Origin of the sequence: Cryobacterium cheniae (assembly GCF_004403395.1) — a bacterium.
Lineage (GTDB): Bacteria > Actinomycetota > Actinomycetes > Actinomycetales > Microbacteriaceae > Cryobacterium > Cryobacterium cheniae.
This window is the reverse complement of sequence record NZ_SOGN01000071.1, coordinates 1-16,312: the sequence shown is the minus strand read 5'-3', so window position 1 is coordinate 16,312 and position 16,312 is coordinate 1. Positions and strand designations below refer to the sequence as shown.

Genomic DNA, 16,312 nt, shown 5'->3' with positions numbered 1-16,312 from the left:
GGACTCCTGGCGCCTAGATCTTGGTTTCGGCCCGCGACACGGTGAGCAGTTGACCGAGTTCGACCTTGGTCAGGTCGCGCACATCGCCCACGCGCAGGGTGCCGAGGTGCAGCGGGCCGAACTGGCGGCGCACGAGGTCGACAACGGGGTGGCCGACGGCCTCCATCATGCGGCGCACGATGCGGTTGCGGCCGGAGTGCAGGGTGAGCTCGACCAGGCTGAAACCGTCGCCGGGAGGGCTGGCCAGGAGGCGCGCCTTGTCGGCGGAGATGGGGCCGTCGTCGAGCTCGATGCCGTTCTGCAGCAGCTGGATGGTCTGCGGCGACACGCGACCCTCGACCTTGGCGATGTAGGTCTTCAAGACGCCGAACGACGGATGCGCGAGCACGTGCGCGAGATCGCCGTCGTTGGTCAGGATCAGCAGGCCGCTCGTCATGGCGTCGAGGCGGCCCACGTTGAACAGGCGCTCCTCGAACTGGTCGGTGAATTCGCGCAGGTCGGGGCGTCCGCTCTCGTCCTGCATCGACGAGACGACGCCGACGGGCTTGTTCAGCATCACGTAGCGGCGGCTGGTGTCCAGCTGCACGGCGACGTTGTCGACCATGATCAGGTCGGAGTCGGGGTGGATGCGGCGGCCCAGCTCGGTGACGACCTTGCCGTTCACGCGCACCCGGCCGGCGGCGATCATCTCCTCGGAGACGCGGCGGGAGGCGACGCCCGCGGAGGCCATGACCTTCTGCAGGCGAACCCCGTCGGCGGCGGCCTCGGGGTTGGTGGGTGTCCCCTGGATCCCCTGGTTGTCGTTCGTCATGGCAATTCCTCAAATCCGTTCGCGCCGTCATTGAGCAACGGCGATAGGTAGGGCAACTCGTCGAGCGAGTTGATTCCGAGCTGGGCAAGCAGAAGGTCTGTGGTGCCGTAATTGATCGCACCGGTCTCACTATCGGTGAACGCTTCGGTGATCAGACCGCGGCCGAGCAGGGTGCGCACGACCGAATCCACATTCACGGCACGAATTGAGGCTACAGCCCCGCGGCTGATCGGTTGCTTGTAGGCGATCACGGCGAGGGTCTCCAGGGCCGCCTGCGAGAGCCGGCTCGGGTTCTGGGTGACCACGAAGTCGGCCACGGTCACATCGTGCTCGGGCCGCACATAGATGCGCCAGCCGCCGGCCACCTCGCGCAGCTCGAAGCCGCGGCGCACGGTGCCGGCGTTGCCGTCGAAGTCGGCCACGAGCCGGGCGACGGATGCCCGCACCTCGGCCAGCGTCGCGTCGACCGCCGCGGCCAGCTGCAGCAGCCCCTGCGGTTCGTCGGCGACCATCAGGATGGCCTCGAGGGTGCGTTCGAGCGGGGGGCGGCGGACATCCGTGCCCTCTGCGTTTTCTTGTGCGGTCGCTGTGTCACTGCTCATAGTCGGCTCCGAGGTTGGCGAGGATGTCGTCGGACCAGGACTCGGCACTCCAGTGCAGGCTGAGGTCGCCGAGCGGCACGAGCTGGTCGAAAGAGAGGGCGCCGAGGCGGTAAAGCTCGAGCACGGCCAGGAAACGGGCGATCACGACGCCCTTCACCTCGGCGCCCACGATGAGCTCGCGGAACGTGAGCGTGTCGCCGGCGCGCAGCATCCGTACCACGTAGGCCGCCTGCTCACGGATGCTGACCAGCGGCGCATGCAGGTGGTCGAGTCCCACGCCGGGCAGCTCGCGCGGGGTGAGCGCGAGGGCGGCCATCGCGGCGAAGTCGCCGAGGGAGAGGGTCCAGACCAGCTCGGGGGTCTTTCGGCGGAACTTCTCCTCGAGCCGCACCGCACGCCCGTGCCGAGTGGACTCGGTGTCGAGCCGGCCTTCGAACCAGGCGCTCGCACTCTTGAAGGCCCGGTACTGCAGCAGCCGGGCGAACAGCAGGTCGCGGGCCTCAAGGAGCGCCACGTCCTCGGCGTCGACGAGCTCACCCTGCGGCAGGAGGCCGACGACCTTGAGGTCGAGCAGGGTGGCCGCGACCACCAGGAATTCGGTGGCCTGGTCGAGCTCTTCGTCCTGGTCGAGGCCGCGCAGGTAGGCGATGAATTCGTCGGTGACCCGGCTCAGCGAGATCTCGGTGATGTCGAGTTCGTGCTTGCCGATCAGGGACAGGAGCAGGTCGAACGGACCCTCGAAGTTGCCGAGGGCAACCGAAAACGACTTCGGTGCGGTCGCGTCAGGCGACGGCGCCACGCTGGATCAGTTCCCGCGCCGCCTGCTTGTAGGCCTTGGCGGCCGCGTGCTCGGGCGCGAATTCGGTGATCGGGATGCCGGCGACGCTCGCGTCGGGGAACTTGACCGTGCGGCCGATGACCGTTTCGAGCACGCTGTCGCCGAACGCGTCGACGACCCGCTCGAGCACCTCACGGGAGTGCAGGGTGCGGGAGTCGAACATGGTCGCCAGGATGCCGTCGAGTTCGATGGCCGGGTTGAGCCGGTCGCGCACCTTGTCGATGGTCTCGATCAGAAGGGCCACACCGCGGAGGGCGAAGAACTCGCACTCGAGCGGGATGAGCACGCCGTGGCTGGCCGTGAGCGCGTTGACGGTGAGGATGCCCAGCGACGGCTGGCAGTCGATCAGGATGACGTCGTAGTCGCCGGAGATCTTGCGCAGCACGCGGGCCAGGATCTGCTCGCGGGCGACCTCGTTGACCAGGTGCACCTCCGCGGCGGACAGGTCGATGTTGGCCGGGATGATGTCGAGGTTGTACACCGACGTCTTCTGGATGGCGTCGTGCGGGTTGGCCGAGTTGCTCAGCAGCAGGTCGTAGATGGTGGTGACGTCGTGCGTGGGCACACCGAGACCGGCGGACAGCGCGCCCTGCGGGTCGAAGTCGATGGCGAGCACGCGGCGGCCGTAACCGGCGAGGGCGGCACCCAGGTTGATGGTGGTCGTCGTCTTTCCGACGCCGCCCTTCTGGTTGCACAGCGAGATGATGCGCGCCGGGCCATGGGTGGGCAGACCCGCGGGTTCGTCGAAGTCGCGTTTCGGTCGTCCGGTCACACCAACCGGTGCCTCGTCTAAACCGGGAAGTCGTGTCCGGTCATCTTGCTTGCGCGCCACTGAGATGTCCTCGATCCGTCTTACACCTGCCACTGTGTCCACTGTAGCGATCGGTTGGGGCATGTTGCGGCACGGATCGCCGGAAACCGCCGGTCTGCCGCGCGAATCCGGCGTGTCTCTGCCTTTGATCGGTGTCGCACCGGCCTCTGCTCGGTCTCTGCTCGGTCTCTGCTCGGCCTCTGCTCGGCCTCTGCTCGGCCTCTGCTCGGCCTCTGCTCGGCCTCTCATCGATGGAACCGGGTCGGTCACAGCCTGTTGGGTTAAGATTTTGAGGTGCCTCACCACTTCACGCCCCTCCGGATCGCCCTCGTCTCCCTGCATACCTCGCCGGGCGCCGAGCCCGGATCGGGCGACGCCGGGGGCATGAACGTGGTCGTGCGGCACCAGGCGGAGGCTCTCGCATCCGCCGGCCACCACGTCGAAATCCTCACCCGGCGGTCCTCCCCCGTGTCGGATCCTGTGCAGCTGAGCCCCGGGGTGACGCTCCGCTTCCTCGACGCCGGACCGGCCCACCCGATCCCCAAGGGCGACCACGAGGAGTTCATCGACGCGTTCCGGGTGCAGATGGCTGCGCTGGGACCCTACGACGTCATCCATTCGCACCACTGGTTCTCGGGCATGGCGGCTCTGCCGCTCGCGCGCCGGCGGGGCACCCCGCACGTGCAGAGTTTCCACAGCATCGCGGCCGACGTGTCGACGCCGCTATCGGCGGGCGAGCGCCCCGAGTCCCCCGGGCGGATGGCCGGCGAGGCCTGGCTGGCGCAGGAGTCGGACGCCCTGATCGCGATCAGCGAGGCCGAGGCCGACACCATCGTGGAGCGGCTCGGCGGTGCGCCCGAGCGGATCACGATCGTGCTGCCGGGGGTGGACGGGATTCTGTTCCGGCCGACGGATGTGCGGGGGGTCGGGGGTGCCGAGGCCGTTGGGGGTGCCGGGGGTGTCGGGGTTGGGGTTTCTGGGCCCGTCGACATCCGTGGCTACGCGGTCGTGGCGGGGCGTCTGCAGCCGCTGAAGGGGCTCGACCTCGCGATCGCGGCGATCGCGGCCGTGCCGGAGCCGATCCGGCCCGAACTCGTGATCGCCGGCGACGCGTCGGCCGATTACGACGGTTACATCGACGAGCTCCGGGCTCTCGCGGCCCGGCACGGCATCGAGCGCAGCGTGCGGTTCGTGGGCCCGCAGTCCCGTGTGGACCTGGCCCTGCTGCTGAGCGGCGCCCGGGTCGTGCTCGTGCCCTCGCACTCCGAAACGTATGGGCTGGTGGCGCTCGAAGCGGCCGCGAGCGGTGTTCCCGTCGTCGCCGCGGCGGCCGGTGGGCTGCGCGAGGCGGTGCTCGACGGTGCCACCGGGGTGGTGCTGGACTCCCGCGATCCGTCCGTGTGGGCCGGTGCGCTCAGCCAGATCCTCTCGAACCCCGCGTTCGCACGGCGCCTGTCGCTCGCCGCCCGCGAGCGGGCCGAGCACCTGGACTGGCAACGGTCGGCCGACGGCCTCGTGACCGTCTACCGCGCGCTGGTGCGCCCCGGCTCGCTGCCTTCGCTGCCTTCGCTGCTCACCGCGTGAGTCTGCTGCACGGCGTTCCCACGGTTCTCTTCGTGCACGCTCACCCCGATGACGAAACGATTGCGACGGGGGCGCTGATCGCGGAACTGGTGGCGCGGGGCATCCGTGTCTCGTTGCTGACCGCCACGCGCGGCGAGCAGGGTGAGGTCGTGGCGGGGCCGCTGTCGGGCCTCGAGGGCACGGCTGCGCTCACCCGGGAACGCGAACGGGAGCTGGCCGGCGCCGCGGCGGCCCTCGGCATCGCGGACCGGTTCTGGCTGGGCACCCCGCCCGCGCGCGCTCTCGGACTCGAGCCGCGCGCGTACCGGGACTCGGGCATGACCTGGATTCGTCCGGGGCTGGCCGGGCCGGCCGACGACATCGACGACGACGCCCTGGTGCGGGCGCCGCTGGCCGAGGTGACCGCCGATGTGGCCGCGCTGGTCGAGCGACTGCGGCCGGCCCTCGTGATCAGCTACGACGACGGCGGCGGGTACGGGCATCCGGATCACGTGCGCATGCACGAAGCGGCGGTCGCGGCGAGTAGGGCTGTCGGGGTGGCGTTCGCCGAGGTGCTGCGAGCGGAGGCGGCTGGTTCTGCTGAAGCTGCTGCCGTTTCGGGTGCGGGGGCCGGTGCGGGTGCCGGTGCCGGTGCGGGTGCGGGTGCGGGTGCGGGTGCGGGTGCCGGTGCGGGTGCCGGTGGTGCCGAGTGGTTCGACCTGTCGGCGCACCTCGCCACGGTCACGGATGCCCTGCGCTGCCACGCGAGCCAGCTCACCGTCGACGGTGACCACATCGTGCACTCCGGTGGGCAGCGCGAGCCGATCATTACCGATGTCGGGCTTCGGGTGCTCTGAGGCCGGCCGCACCGACCTCATCGCCTCTCCAATGCACGCCCCGACACAATCCACACCTGCCGGACGCCGGATATTCGGCAGGCTCAATCGCTGGCAGGGCGAAGCCGAGCGCCGAGCGTGCATAACTCCTGCAAATTCTTAGAATCGGCAGCAAGACCCGCGGAAACACGCGTGCGGTGACCCGTGCGGCTCACAATTTGCAGGAGTTATGCCAGGGAGGGCGCCGAGACTACGCGGGTGACGACGCGGGTGACGGATGCCCCGCGCGGCGGCCCCGGCCGCAACTGTTGCCAGACCGGACAAAAGTTGCCTGTACGCGGGCAACATTTGTCCGGAACGGGAACAGTAACGCGGAGTTGGGCTAATCCAGGGCCGGGGGGACCGGCGGGGGCGGCGTGGCTGGCGGGACGGGAGGGACGGGAGGGGCAACCCTCGCCCGGGGATGTGCGGTCGTGTACATGTCGCGGAGGGTGTCCGCGGTGACGAGAGTGTAGATCTGGGTGGTCGCCACCGAGGAGTGGCCGAGGAGTTCCTGCACCACGCGCACATCGGCCCCGCCCTCAAGCAGGTGCGTGGCGAAGGAGTGCCGCAGCGTGTGCGGCGAGACGTGCCCCTCGAGACCTGCGCGTTCGGCGGCCGCCCGGATGATCAGCCACGCGTTCTGCCGGCTGAGCCGCTTGCCGCGGAGGCCCAGGAACAGGGCCGGCGTCGCCGGTCCGCGGGCGGAGAGCAGCGGTCTCCCCCGCACCAGGAATGTGTCGATGGCCGTGCGCGCGTAGCTGCCGACCGGCACGATGCGCTGCTTGTCGCCCTTGCCGGTGAGGCGCACCACCTCGGGGTCGAGCACGTCGTCCACATTGAGGTTGACCACCTCCGAGACGCGGGCACCGGTGGCGTAGAGCAGCTCCAGCAGCGCCTTGTCGCGCAGGTTCGCCACCTCGTCGCCATCGGTCGCCGCGAGCAGCAGCGTGACCTGCTCGACCGAGATGGCCTTGGGCAGCCGGGTGCCGAGCTTCGGCGGCTTGGACTCGTGCGCGACATCCGTGTCGACCACGCCCTCCTCGAGCAGGAACCGGTGGAACCCGCGCACGGTCGAGAGGATGCGAGCGATCGACGCCGCGGTCAGCGGCGACTCCTCGCGGGAGCCGAGGAACCGCACATAGTCGGAAATGTGCTGCGTGGTGACCTCGGCCAGGCCGGTCAGGTCGGCGGCGGCGAGCCACCGGCTGTAGATGGCCAGGTCACGCCGGTAGGCGGCCACCGTGTTGGTGCTCAGCCCGCGCTCGATCGCGACGTGCCTCAGATACGAGTCCACGGCCGCCGCGACGGCCCCACCGGCTCCGGCACCGGCTCCGGGCACACCGGCGACGCCCGGGGCAACAGGAACGCCACCGGCCCCGGCCCCACCAGCACCAGCACCAGCACCAGCACCTGCACCTGCACCAGCACCAGCACCGGCCCCACCGGCATCGGCACCGGAACTGGTACCTGCAGCGCTCACCTCGATCGGCGCGGCCAACCGGTCACACCGTGTGGTCCCAGTTGACCGGATGCCGCGGCCACGGCGCATCCGCTGCCCCGAGGCTGCTCCACCCGCGGGCGCGGGCGGCCACGGCGGCGAGCGCGCCGATCACCAGCGACGGGTTCTGCACCCTGCGTGCGAGCACGGCGTCGACGCAGTCATCGAGCGGCACCCAGCGCACCTCGATGTCTGCTTCCTCCTCGGTGCGCTCGAAGACCTCCGGGGCGACGGCGAGGCCGCGGGCCAGGTAGATCCGGATGACCTCGTTGCTGCCGCCGGGCGAGGTGGCGAACTCGCCGAGCACGTTCCAGTCGGTGGCGACCAGGTCAGCCTCCTCGGCCAGCTCACGCTGCGCGCCGACGAGCGGGTGCTCCCCTGCTTCGTCGAGCAGCCCGGCCGGCAGCTCCCAGTCGCGCGTGCGCACGGGGTGCCGGTATTGCTTGATCAACAGCACGCGGTCCTGCTCATCGAGAGCGAGGATCGCCACGGCGCCCGGATGGTCCAGGTACTCCCGCACGATGCCGGAGCCGTTGTACCCGAAGGTGTCGCGGCGCACATCCCAGACCTTGCCCGCGAAGACGATCTCGCTGTCCGAGACCGGCGCGAACGCCGGCTCATCCGCCAGCGGGGCGGAGGCCGACTCTCCGGACTTCTCGGCGCTCACGCCGGCAGCGGTCACGCCGGCATCGGTCACGTTCGTAGCGGTCACAGTCTCGGCCTGCACGGAGAGATGGGGCACGGGTCAGGCTTCTTCCTTGGCTTCGACCTCGAACAGGCGGCTGGCCTGCTGGCGGTCCAGGGCGGCGCTGATCAGACCGCGGAACAACGGATGCGCGTGGCTGGGCCGGCTGCGCAGCTCCGGATGTGCCTGCGTGCCCACGTAGAACGGGTGCTCGTCACGCTTGAGCTCGACATACTCGACCAGGTGGCCGTCGGGCGAGGTTCCGGAGAACCACAGGCCGGCATCCGCGATCTGACCGCGGAACGCGTTGTTGACCTCGTAGCGGTGGCGGTGACGCTCGGACGCCTCGGGGGCGCCGTAGAGCTCGGCCACGATGGATCCCTCGGCCAGGGCGGCGGGGTAGAGACCCAGGCGCATAGTGCCGCCCAGGTCGCCGCCGGCGATGATCTCGACCTGCTCTTCCATGGTCGCGATCACGGGGAACTCGGTCTCCTCGTCGAACTCCGACGAGGATGCGCCGATCAGGCCGGCCTTGTTGCGCGCGTATTCGATGACCATGCACTGCAGGCCGAGGCAGAGGCCGAGCACGGGGATCCCGTTCTCGCGGGCGAACTTCAAGGCGCCGAGCTTGCCCTCGATGCCGCGCACACCGAAGCCACCGGGAACGCAGATGCCGTCGAGCTCACCGAGCAGGCGGTTCGCGCCCTCCTCGGTCTCGCAGTCGTCGGAGCCGATCCAGGTGATGTTGACCTTGGTCTGATTGGCGAAACCGCCGGCGCGCAGCGCCTCGGTGACCGACAGGTAGGCGTCGGGCAGGTCGATGTACTTGCCGACCAGGCCGATGGTGACGGTGTGCTGGGGTTCGCGCACGGCGTCGAGCACCTTCTGCCAGCCGGTCCAGTCCACGCTGGTGACGGGCAGGTCGAGGTGGTCGGTGATGTACTTGTCGAGGCCCTGGTCGTGCAGCATGGTGGGGATCTCGTAGATGCTGGGCACGTCGACCGCGTTGACCACGGCGTCTTCGTCGACGTCGCACATGAGGGCGATCTTGCGCTTGTTCGAGTCGGAGACGGGCCGGTCGCTGCGCAGCACGAGGGCATCCGGCTGGATGCCGATGGAACGCAGGGCGGCGACGGAGTGCTGGGTGGGCTTGGTCTTCTGCTCCCCCGCGGCGCCGAGGAACGGCACCAGCGAGACGTGCACGAAGAAGACGTTGTTGCGGCCGAGTTCGTGGCGCACCTGGCGGGCGGCCTCGAGGAACGGCTGGGACTCGATGTCGCCGACCGTGCCGCCGATCTCGGAGATGATCACATCGGGGCGCAGCTCGTCGCTGGCCTGCAGGCGCATGCGGCGCTTGATCTCGTCGGTGATGTGCGGGATGACCTGCACGGTGTCGCCCAGGTATTCGCCGCGGCGTTCCTTGGCGATCACCTGCGAGTAGACCTGGCCGGTCGTGACGTTCGCGGCCTGGTTGAGGTTGATGTCGAGGAACCGCTCGTAGTGGCCGATGTCCAGGTCGGTCTCGGCGCCGTCGTCGGTCACGAAGACCTCACCGTGCTGGAACGGGTTCATCGTGCCCGGGTCCACGTTGAGGTAGGGGTCGAGCTTCTGCATGACCACGCGGAGACCGCTGGCCGTGAGCAGGTTGCCGAGGCTTGCCGCCGTCAGGCCCTTGCCCAAAGAAGAAACGACACCACCGGTCACAAAGATGTGCCGAGTCGTGTCGTTGCGTACTGATTCGTCCGTGCTTTTATTTTCCACCACGGGCTTCGACTCTAGCATTGAGGGCTGACCTAACGGTTGGTGCGGGCGAGGTTCATGAGCTCCCGGGCGTGTTCGAGTCCGCTCGCGGAATCGGGCAGTCCGGAGAGCAGACGGGCCATTTCGGCGGCGCGCTCGTCGCCGTGCAGCTGGCGCACGCTGCTGGCGGTGACGGAGCCGTCGCTGTCCTTGACGACACTGAGGTGGTTGCCGGCGAACGCGGCCACCTGGGCGAGGTGGGTGACCACGATCACCTGGGCGGTTTCGGCGAGCCGGGCGAGCCGGCGGCCGATCTCGATGGCCGCGGCGCCGCCCACGCCGGCGTCGACCTCGTCGAAGACGAACGTCGGCACCGGGTCGGCCTGGTTGATGACGACCTCGATCGCGAGCATCACCCGGGACAGTTCGCCACCGGATGCCCCGCGCGCCAACGACCGGGGCTCGGCCCCCGCGTGCGGCCGGAGCAGGATCTTCACGGCGTCGCGTCCGGTGGCGGTGATCTCGGCCCGGCCGTCGACCTCGACCAGCAGCGACGCGTTCGGCATGGCCAGGGCGGCCAGTTCGGCGGTGACGGCCGTTCCGAGGGCTTCTGCGGCAGCGCGACGGATGCCGGTGAGCTTGTCGGCGAGGTCGTCGGTCGTCTGGCGTGCGGCATCCGTTTCGGTGCGGAGCGTGTCGATGCGGTCGGAGTCGCTGTCGAGTTCGAGCAGGCGGGCGCTGCCGGTGTCGAGGAAGTCGATGGCCTCGTCGAGGCCGCCCGCGTACTTGCGGGCCAGGGCGGTGAGCTCGGCGCGGCGCTCCTGCACGACCTCGAGTTCGCGGGCGCCGTCGGCGTCGAGGCCGGCCAGGTAGCTGGAGAGCTGGGCGGCGATGTCGGCGATCAGGAAGCCGGCGTTCGCGAGGGCTTCGGCCAGGGGCGGCAGGGCCGGGTCGTGTTCGCCGGCGCGTTCGAGCTGGCGCCGTGCGGAGTCGAGCAGGGCGACGGCGTCGGGCAGGTCGTCGGGGTTCTCCTCGGCGGAGAGCAGTTCGCGGGCCTGGGCGGCCGCGAGGCGCAGCTGTTCGAGGTTGCCGAGGCGTTCGGCGCGTTCGCCGAGCGCGTCGTCTTCGCCGCGCTCGGGGGCGACGAGTTCGATCTCGTCGATGGCGGCGCGCAGCTCGTCGGCCTCGCGGGCACGCTGGTCCTGCTCGTCGACCAGTCGGTCGAGGTCGGCCTGGAGGCCGTGCCAGCGGTGGTAGGCGGTCTGGAACAGGTCGAGGGTGTCGGCGAGCGTCGGCCCGGCGAAGCGGTCGAGGGCGGCGGCCTGGGCGACGGCCGACCGCAGGCGCACCTGGTCGGACTGGCCGTGCACGACCACGAGGTCGCCGCCGAGGTCGCTGAGCACGCCGGCGGGGGCGCCGCGGCCACCGACCACGGCCCGGCTGCGGCCCTCGGCGGACACCGAGCGGCTGAGGATGAGTTCGGGGCCGTCGAGGTCTCCCCCGGCGTCGCGCACCCGGGTGGCGACGGTGCCGTCGGCGGGGATCAGCCAGCGGCCCTCCACCCAGCTCTGCGGCTGACCCTGGCGCACCAGGCCGGGGTCGGCCCGCTGGCCGAGCAGCAGTCCGAGCGCGGTGACGACCATGGTCTTGCCGGCGCCGGTCTCGCCCGTGACGGCGGTGAAGCCGGGGCCGAGGGGCAGGGTGGCCTCGGCGATGACGCCGAGGTCACGGATGACGAGTTCTTCGATCATGCGGAACGCTTATTCACGGCCGACCGGGCCTCTCCAGCCCGTGACGGGCAGGTTGAATTTGTTGACCAGTCTGTCGGTGAACGGGCCGCTGTGCAGGCGGGCCAGGCGTACGGGAACCGGGGAGCGGCGAACGATCACGCGGGAGCCCGGTGGCAGGTCGTGCACGCGGCGGCCGTCGGCGCAGAGCACCGCGGCCGCGCCGGTGCGGGCGAGCACCTCCACGGCGAGCGAGGAGTCCGGGCCCACCACGAGCGGGCGGGCGAAGAGGGCGTGGGCGCTGAGCGGCACGAGCAGCAGCGCGTCGAGCGTCGGCCAGACGATCGGGCCCCCGCCGGAGAAGGCGTAGGCGGTGGAGCCCGTGGGGGTGGACATCACCACCCCGTCGCAACCGAAGGAGGAGAGCGGGCGGCCGTCGACCTCGATGACGACTTCGAGCATCCGTTCGCGGCTGGATTTCTCGACCGTGGCCTCATTGAGCGCCCAGGTCTCGTAGATGACCTCGTCGCCGAGCTTGACCCGAACGGCGAGGGCCATCCGCTCTTCGACCAGGTAGTCGCGCAGCAGGGCGCGGCGCACGGCCTCGCCGAGATCGTCACGCTCGCTCTCGGCGAGGAAGCCGACGTGGCCGAGGTTGATGCCGAGCAGCGGGGCGGAGCAGCCGCGCACGACTTCGGCGGCGCGCAGGATGGTGCCGTCGCCGCCGAGCACGATCACGAGTTCGAGTTCGGTGGTCGCGATGTCCTCGTGCAGCGTCGCGAGCTGGTCGTCGAGGTCAGGGAAGTGCGCGAGCAGGTCGGCGCGTTCGTTGCGGGCCAGGACCGGCACGGCCCCGGCGGCCAGCAGCTGCTGGCAGACGGTGACGGCGGCCTCGAGGGAATCGGTGCGGCCGGTGTGCGCGACGACGAGGATGTTGCGTGGTGCTGCACTCATTTAGTCACTCCCACCAGTGCCGTTGTGCGTTCGATCCATTCTGTCGGATTGCTGCCGACCGCGCTCGACAGCCAGCACAGGTACTCGCGGTTTCCGGCGCCGCCGGCGATGGGCGAGGCGATCAGGCCGTTCGTTTTGAGGCCGAGGTCCCAGGCCGCCCAGAGCACGCCGGCGATCGCGTCGGCGCGCAGGCCGGGATCGTGCACGACGCCCTCGCGGATGCTGCCCTTGCCGACCTCGAATTGCGGCTTGATCAGCAGAACGAAGTCGGCGCCCTCGGCGGCGGTCGCCACCAGGGCCGGCAGCACGGTGGGCAGGGAGATGAAGGAGAGATCGCCCACGACCAGGTCGGCCCGCTGCGGCACGCCGGAGGCGCCCGCGATCTTCTCGGCCGTGGCATAGCGCAGGTTGAACCCCTCGACCAGCACCAGCCGCGGCTCGGTCGCCAGTTGGGGGGCCAGCTGCCCGTGCCCCACGTCGACCGCGATGACCTGGCCGGCGCCGCGTTCGAGCAGCACCTGGCTGAAGCCGCCCGTGGACGCGCCGGCGTCGAGCACCGTGCGACCCTCGACCGGAATTTCGAACGCGTCGAGGGCCGCGATGAGTTTGTGGGCGCCGCGGCTGACGTAGTGGTCGGTGGCCGCCACCTCGATCAGCTGGGTGTCCCGCACTTTGGCGGATGCCTTGACGACGGGCTTGCCGTCGACCGTGACCAGTCCGGCCACGATCAGCTGCGCCGCCACGGTGCGGGACCGGGCCAGGCCGCGCTCGGCGAGGGCCGAGTCGAGGCGCTGGTCGGGCATCCGGTCGCCGGTGACGCTGGCGTCGGGAGCGTCGGGAGCGTCGGGAGCGTCGGGGGGGCCCGCGTCGGGGGCACCCGTCGGGGTTCCGCCGGCGCCCGGCTCATCAAAACCGGTCATGAGCGGCTCGCTCGGGGAACGTCTCCGCCTTCGAGGTGGCCCTGCAGCCCGTCGTGCTCCCGCACGTACAGGGCGGCGCGCTCCTCGAGGGGCCGGTCTTCGATCGCGGCCAGCCGCGAGGGCAGATCCTGGGTCACGTCATCCGTCGACGTCTCTGGGTGCTGATTCACCCTCTCCACGTTACCGTCCGAGATACAGTCGCTCCGGAACGTTGAGCCCGTAGATGGGCCGACCGGATGCCCAGATCACGGCGCAGGCGGCGCGGAGCAGGTTGATCGCCCCGTCACCCTCGGCCACGACCTCGACGTCGGCGCCCACGATGCGCACCGTCGCCCCGCTGACCGTGGCGGAGGAGCCGTCCTTGGCGAACACCGTCTCCGGGTAGGGCTCGTGCAGCTGGCGCAGGTCGTCGAGGATGTACTTCGGCCGCGACTTGGCGTCGGCGGCCAGGGTCTGCTTGGCCTTGTCGATGCCGGTGAGCACGAGCACGGCCGGAATGCCTGCCCGGTTCGCGCCGAGGATGTCGGTGTCGAGACGGTCGCCGATGAACAGGGGTGTGTTGGCCTCGAACCGGGTGACGGCCTCGGTGAAGATGGCCACCTCGGGTTTGCCGGCCACGATCGGCAGGCGTCCGACGGCGATGTGCACGGCGGAGACGAGGGTGCCGTTGCCGGGCGCGATCCCCCGGGCCACCGGGATGGTCCAGTCGGTGTTCGTGGCGATCCACGGGATCTCCACGCCGTCCTCGTTCGGGTGCAGGGCGAACGAGGCCTCGGCCAGGTCCTTCCAGCCGAGGTCCGGCGAGAAGCCCTGGATCACGGCGGCCGGAGAATCGTCGGCCGAACGGGTGACGACGAAGCCACCCTTTTCGACCTCGGTCACGAGGCCTTCCCCGCCGATGACGAGGATGCGCGAGCCGGCCGGCACCTCATCCGCGAGCAGGCGCACGGCGGCCTGGGGCGAGGTCACGACATCCGTCGCCACCGTGTGCAGGCCCAGCTCGGAGAGGTGGTCCGCCACGGACTGGTCGGTGCGGGACGCGTTGTTGGTGAGGTAGCCCACCCGCACGGTTTCCGCCGCGCGGTTCAGGCTCTCGACCGCGAACGGGATGGCCGCCGGACCGGCGTAGACCACGCCGTCCAGGTCGGCCAGCACCACGTCGACGCCGGTGAGCGGGGTGACCGGCTCAGGCACGCGGCGACGCCTCAGCATCGTGCTCCGCCTCGTCGTCGGTGTCGTCACTGTCGTCGGGGGTGGAGTCGTCGGCTGCGTCGTCGTCGTCGGATTCGCCCGCGAACTCATCGTCGGAGACGTCGGTGGCGTCGTCGTCGGACTGGTCGTCGCCGGACTGGTCCTCGCCGGACTCCTCGTCCTCGTCGGGCTCTTCCTCGTCGATCTCGAGGATCTCCATGGTCTCGTCGAACGCGGTCTCGCCGGATACTGCGGCGTCGGCCCGCTCGGCCCGCTCGTTCCACAGGTCGGCCTCGTCGTCACGGCCCAGCTCGCCGAGAACCTCGGCGTAGGCGGCGAACAGCTCGGCGCTGTAGGAGAACGCGGTCTTCGGGTTCAGCTGCGGGATCTCGAGCTCGCTGAGCGCAGCCTCGGTCTCGCCGAGGTCCAGACGCGCACCGGACATCGCGATCGCCAGGGCGACCTGAACGGATGCCGGCAGCGAGGCGCGCTCGACGGAGCGTCCCAGCTCGAGCGCCCGGTCCGGGCGGCCCACGCCGCGCTCACTGTCCACCATCAGCGCAAGCTGATCGTTGGAACCGGAGATGCGGCGGTAGGTGCGCAGTTCCCGCAGTGCCAGGGCGAAGTCGCCCGTGGCGTAGGCGGTGATGGCGAGGCTCTCGCGCACCACGGCGATCCGGCCGGCGCGGCGGGCGGCGGACATGACGTGGCGGTGGGCCAGCTCGGGGTCTTCGTCGATGACGCGGGCGGCCATGGCCAGGTGGCGGCCGACGGCCTCGGCGTTGTCCTTGCTGAGGGTCTTGAGCTCGTTGCGAGCGATCCGGTCGAGGTCCTGCGACGTGATGTCGTCGGGCAGCTCGGGGTCGTCGTGGCGCGGGCGCACCGAACGGAGCTCGCGCTGCATGCGCTGCTCTTCGGTCATCTCCTCTTCGACGACGCGGGCATCGCGGTCGCCGCGGGCCGGGGCACCGTCACGGGTCCACAGCTTCTTTCCGGCGTCGCCGCGCGGGGCGCCGGCGCGGTTCGGCGAACCGCCGCGCTGGGTCCACGGCTTGTCGCCACCCTGCTGCGGGCGGTCGCTGCGCTCGGGACGGGCGCCGTCCTTGGCCCACGGCTTGCGCTCGGCGCCGCCGCTCTGGGGCCGGTCCGAGTTACCACGGTACGGAGGACGCTCGCCCTGCTGCGGCCGGTCCGAGTTACCACGGTACGGAGGACGCTCGCCCTGCTGCGGCCGGTCCGAGTTGCCACGGTACGGAGGACGCTCACCATCACGCTGCGGACGCTCGGAGTTGCCACGGTACGGAGGACGCTCGCCACCCTGCTGCGGACGGTCCGAGTTGCCACGATACGGAGGACGCTCGCCCTGCTGCGGACGCTCGGAGTTACCGCGGTACGGAGGACGCTCACCACCCTGCTGCGGGCGATCGTTGTTGCCACGGTAGCCACCGGTAGAGGGACGGTCCGAGTTGCCACGATACGGAGGACGCTCGCCCTGCTGCGGACGGTCGGAGTTACCGCGGTACGGAGGACGCTCACCACCCTGCTGCGGGCGATCGTTGTTGCCACGGTATCCACCAGTAGCGGGACGGTCCGAGTTGCCACGATACGGAGGACGCTCGCCACCCTGCTGCGGGCGCTCGTTGTTGCCACGGTATCCACCAGTGGACGGACGGTCCGAGTTACCACGATACGGAGGACGCTCGCCATCACGCTGCGGACGCTCGGAGTTACCGCGGTAGGGAGGGCGCTCGCCACCCTGCTGGGGGCGGTCGTTGTTGCCACGGTATCCACCAGTGGACGGGCGGTCGGAGTTGCCACGATACGGAGGACGCTCGCCATCACGCTTCGGACCGTCTGACCGGCCCTGGTAACCCCCGTTGGAACGACGATCGTCTCGTCCGCCGTCGCGTGATTCGTTATCGTGCGTTCCTGAAGGGCTCACTGTGTCTCCTGTGTAATTTGACCTGTCAGCTGGACAGGCATATCAAGCGTAACTTAACGCAAAATGGCCACCCCAGCAGGGTGGCCATTTTGTGTGTTTCAAGTTAAGTCCGGCGGTGTCCTACTCTCCCACAGGGTCCCCCCTGCAGTACC

Annotated in this window: 17 protein-coding genes; 3 read left to right on the top strand and 14 right to left on the bottom strand. The window is 70.1% G+C overall.

Translation table 11 applies throughout. The annotated features are described in order from the left end of the window. Window positions 1-13 precede the first annotated feature (13 nt). The 4 genes from E3T23_RS14715 to E3T23_RS14700 are packed head-to-tail and all read right to left on the bottom strand — an operon-like array spanning window position 14 to window position 3,023. Window positions 14-811, bottom strand: coding sequence for a pseudouridine synthase (locus E3T23_RS14715; protein WP_134371284.1), 798 nt, complete (start codon window positions 809-811; stop codon window positions 14-16). Beyond that, a complete protein-coding gene (gene scpB / locus E3T23_RS14710; RefSeq protein ID WP_134371283.1) occupies window positions 808-1,413 on the bottom strand; it encodes an SMC-Scp complex subunit ScpB in 606 nt (201 codons plus the stop codon). The genes E3T23_RS14715 and scpB overlap by 4 nt, the downstream gene beginning before the upstream one ends. Then, complete coding sequence (locus E3T23_RS14705) at window positions 1,403-2,212, bottom strand: segregation and condensation protein A (protein WP_134371282.1); 810 nt, start codon at window positions 2,210-2,212, stop codon at window positions 1,403-1,405. Before E3T23_RS14705 ends, scpB begins: the two co-directional genes overlap by 11 nt. Further along, the gene (locus E3T23_RS14700) at window positions 2,196-3,023 is read right to left on the bottom strand and encodes a ParA family protein (RefSeq protein WP_420898334.1); all 828 of its coding nucleotides are present in this window, start codon (window positions 3,021-3,023) and stop codon (window positions 2,196-2,198) included. Before E3T23_RS14700 ends, E3T23_RS14705 begins: the two co-directional genes overlap by 17 nt. 333 nt (window positions 3,024-3,356) lie before the next feature. On the opposite strand from E3T23_RS14700, the gene E3T23_RS14695 reads away from it, so the two are divergent. Further along, entirely contained in the window at window positions 3,357-4,646 is a 1,290-nt protein-coding gene (locus E3T23_RS14695) for a glycosyltransferase (RefSeq protein ID WP_241978009.1), read from the top strand. Next, window positions 4,643-5,482, top strand: coding sequence for a PIG-L family deacetylase (locus E3T23_RS14690; protein ID WP_166806314.1), 840 nt, complete (start codon window positions 4,643-4,645; stop codon window positions 5,480-5,482). Before E3T23_RS14695 ends, E3T23_RS14690 begins: the two co-directional genes overlap by 4 nt. Window positions 5,483-5,843: 361 nt before the next feature. Here the strand turns inward: E3T23_RS14690 and xerD are convergent, their stop codons facing one another. The 10 genes from xerD to E3T23_RS14650 form a co-directional block, all read right to left on the bottom strand. Then, on the bottom strand, window positions 5,844-6,797 hold the full coding sequence (gene xerD / locus E3T23_RS14685) for a site-specific tyrosine recombinase XerD (protein WP_277612468.1): 954 nt from the start codon (window positions 6,795-6,797) through the stop codon (window positions 5,844-5,846). Continuing rightward, window positions 6,782-6,937 carry a hypothetical protein gene (locus E3T23_RS15745; protein WP_241978027.1) on the bottom strand — a complete coding sequence of 52 codons (156 nt, stop codon included), beginning with the start codon at window positions 6,935-6,937 and terminating at the stop codon, window positions 6,782-6,784. The genes xerD and E3T23_RS15745 overlap by 16 nt, the downstream gene beginning before the upstream one ends. A gap of 68 nt (window positions 6,938-7,005) precedes the next feature. Then, entirely contained in the window at window positions 7,006-7,629 is a 624-nt protein-coding gene (locus E3T23_RS14680) for an NUDIX domain-containing protein (protein WP_241978024.1), read from the bottom strand. A gap of 117 nt (window positions 7,630-7,746) precedes the next feature. Continuing rightward, window positions 7,747-9,468, bottom strand: coding sequence for a CTP synthase (locus E3T23_RS14675; protein ID WP_134371278.1), 1,722 nt, complete (start codon window positions 9,466-9,468; stop codon window positions 7,747-7,749). Between the two features lie 11 nt (window positions 9,469-9,479). Further along, complete coding sequence (gene recN / locus E3T23_RS14670) at window positions 9,480-11,177, bottom strand: DNA repair protein RecN (RefSeq protein WP_134371277.1); 1,698 nt, start codon at window positions 11,175-11,177, stop codon at window positions 9,480-9,482. 9 nt (window positions 11,178-11,186) lie between these two features. Next, entirely contained in the window at window positions 11,187-12,107 is a 921-nt protein-coding gene (locus E3T23_RS14665; RefSeq protein ID WP_134371276.1) for an NAD kinase, read from the bottom strand. After that, window positions 12,104-12,910: a TlyA family RNA methyltransferase gene (locus tag E3T23_RS14660; protein ID WP_134371335.1), complete on the bottom strand. Its 807-nt coding sequence runs from the start codon at window positions 12,908-12,910 to the stop codon at window positions 12,104-12,106. Before E3T23_RS14660 ends, E3T23_RS14665 begins: the two co-directional genes overlap by 4 nt. A 113-nt stretch (window positions 12,911-13,023) precedes the next feature. Beyond that, entirely contained in the window at window positions 13,024-13,197 is a 174-nt protein-coding gene (locus E3T23_RS15355) for a hypothetical protein (RefSeq protein WP_166806313.1), read from the bottom strand. Between the two features lie 10 nt (window positions 13,198-13,207). Next, the gene (locus E3T23_RS14655; protein ID WP_134371275.1) at window positions 13,208-14,239 is read right to left on the bottom strand and encodes an HAD-IIA family hydrolase; all 1,032 of its coding nucleotides are present in this window, start codon (window positions 14,237-14,239) and stop codon (window positions 13,208-13,210) included. Further along, entirely contained in the window at window positions 14,214-15,122 is a 909-nt protein-coding gene (locus E3T23_RS14650; protein ID WP_241977997.1) for a hypothetical protein, read from the bottom strand. Before E3T23_RS14650 ends, E3T23_RS14655 begins: the two co-directional genes overlap by 26 nt. Here E3T23_RS14650 and E3T23_RS15410 point away from each other — a divergent pair. Next, the gene (locus E3T23_RS15410) at window positions 15,087-16,076 is read left to right on the top strand and encodes a hypothetical protein (RefSeq protein WP_174843889.1); all 990 of its coding nucleotides are present in this window, start codon (window positions 15,087-15,089) and stop codon (window positions 16,074-16,076) included. The two genes, E3T23_RS14650 and E3T23_RS15410, sit on opposite strands and share 36 nt — an antisense overlap. Window positions 16,077-16,312 lie beyond the last annotated feature (236 nt).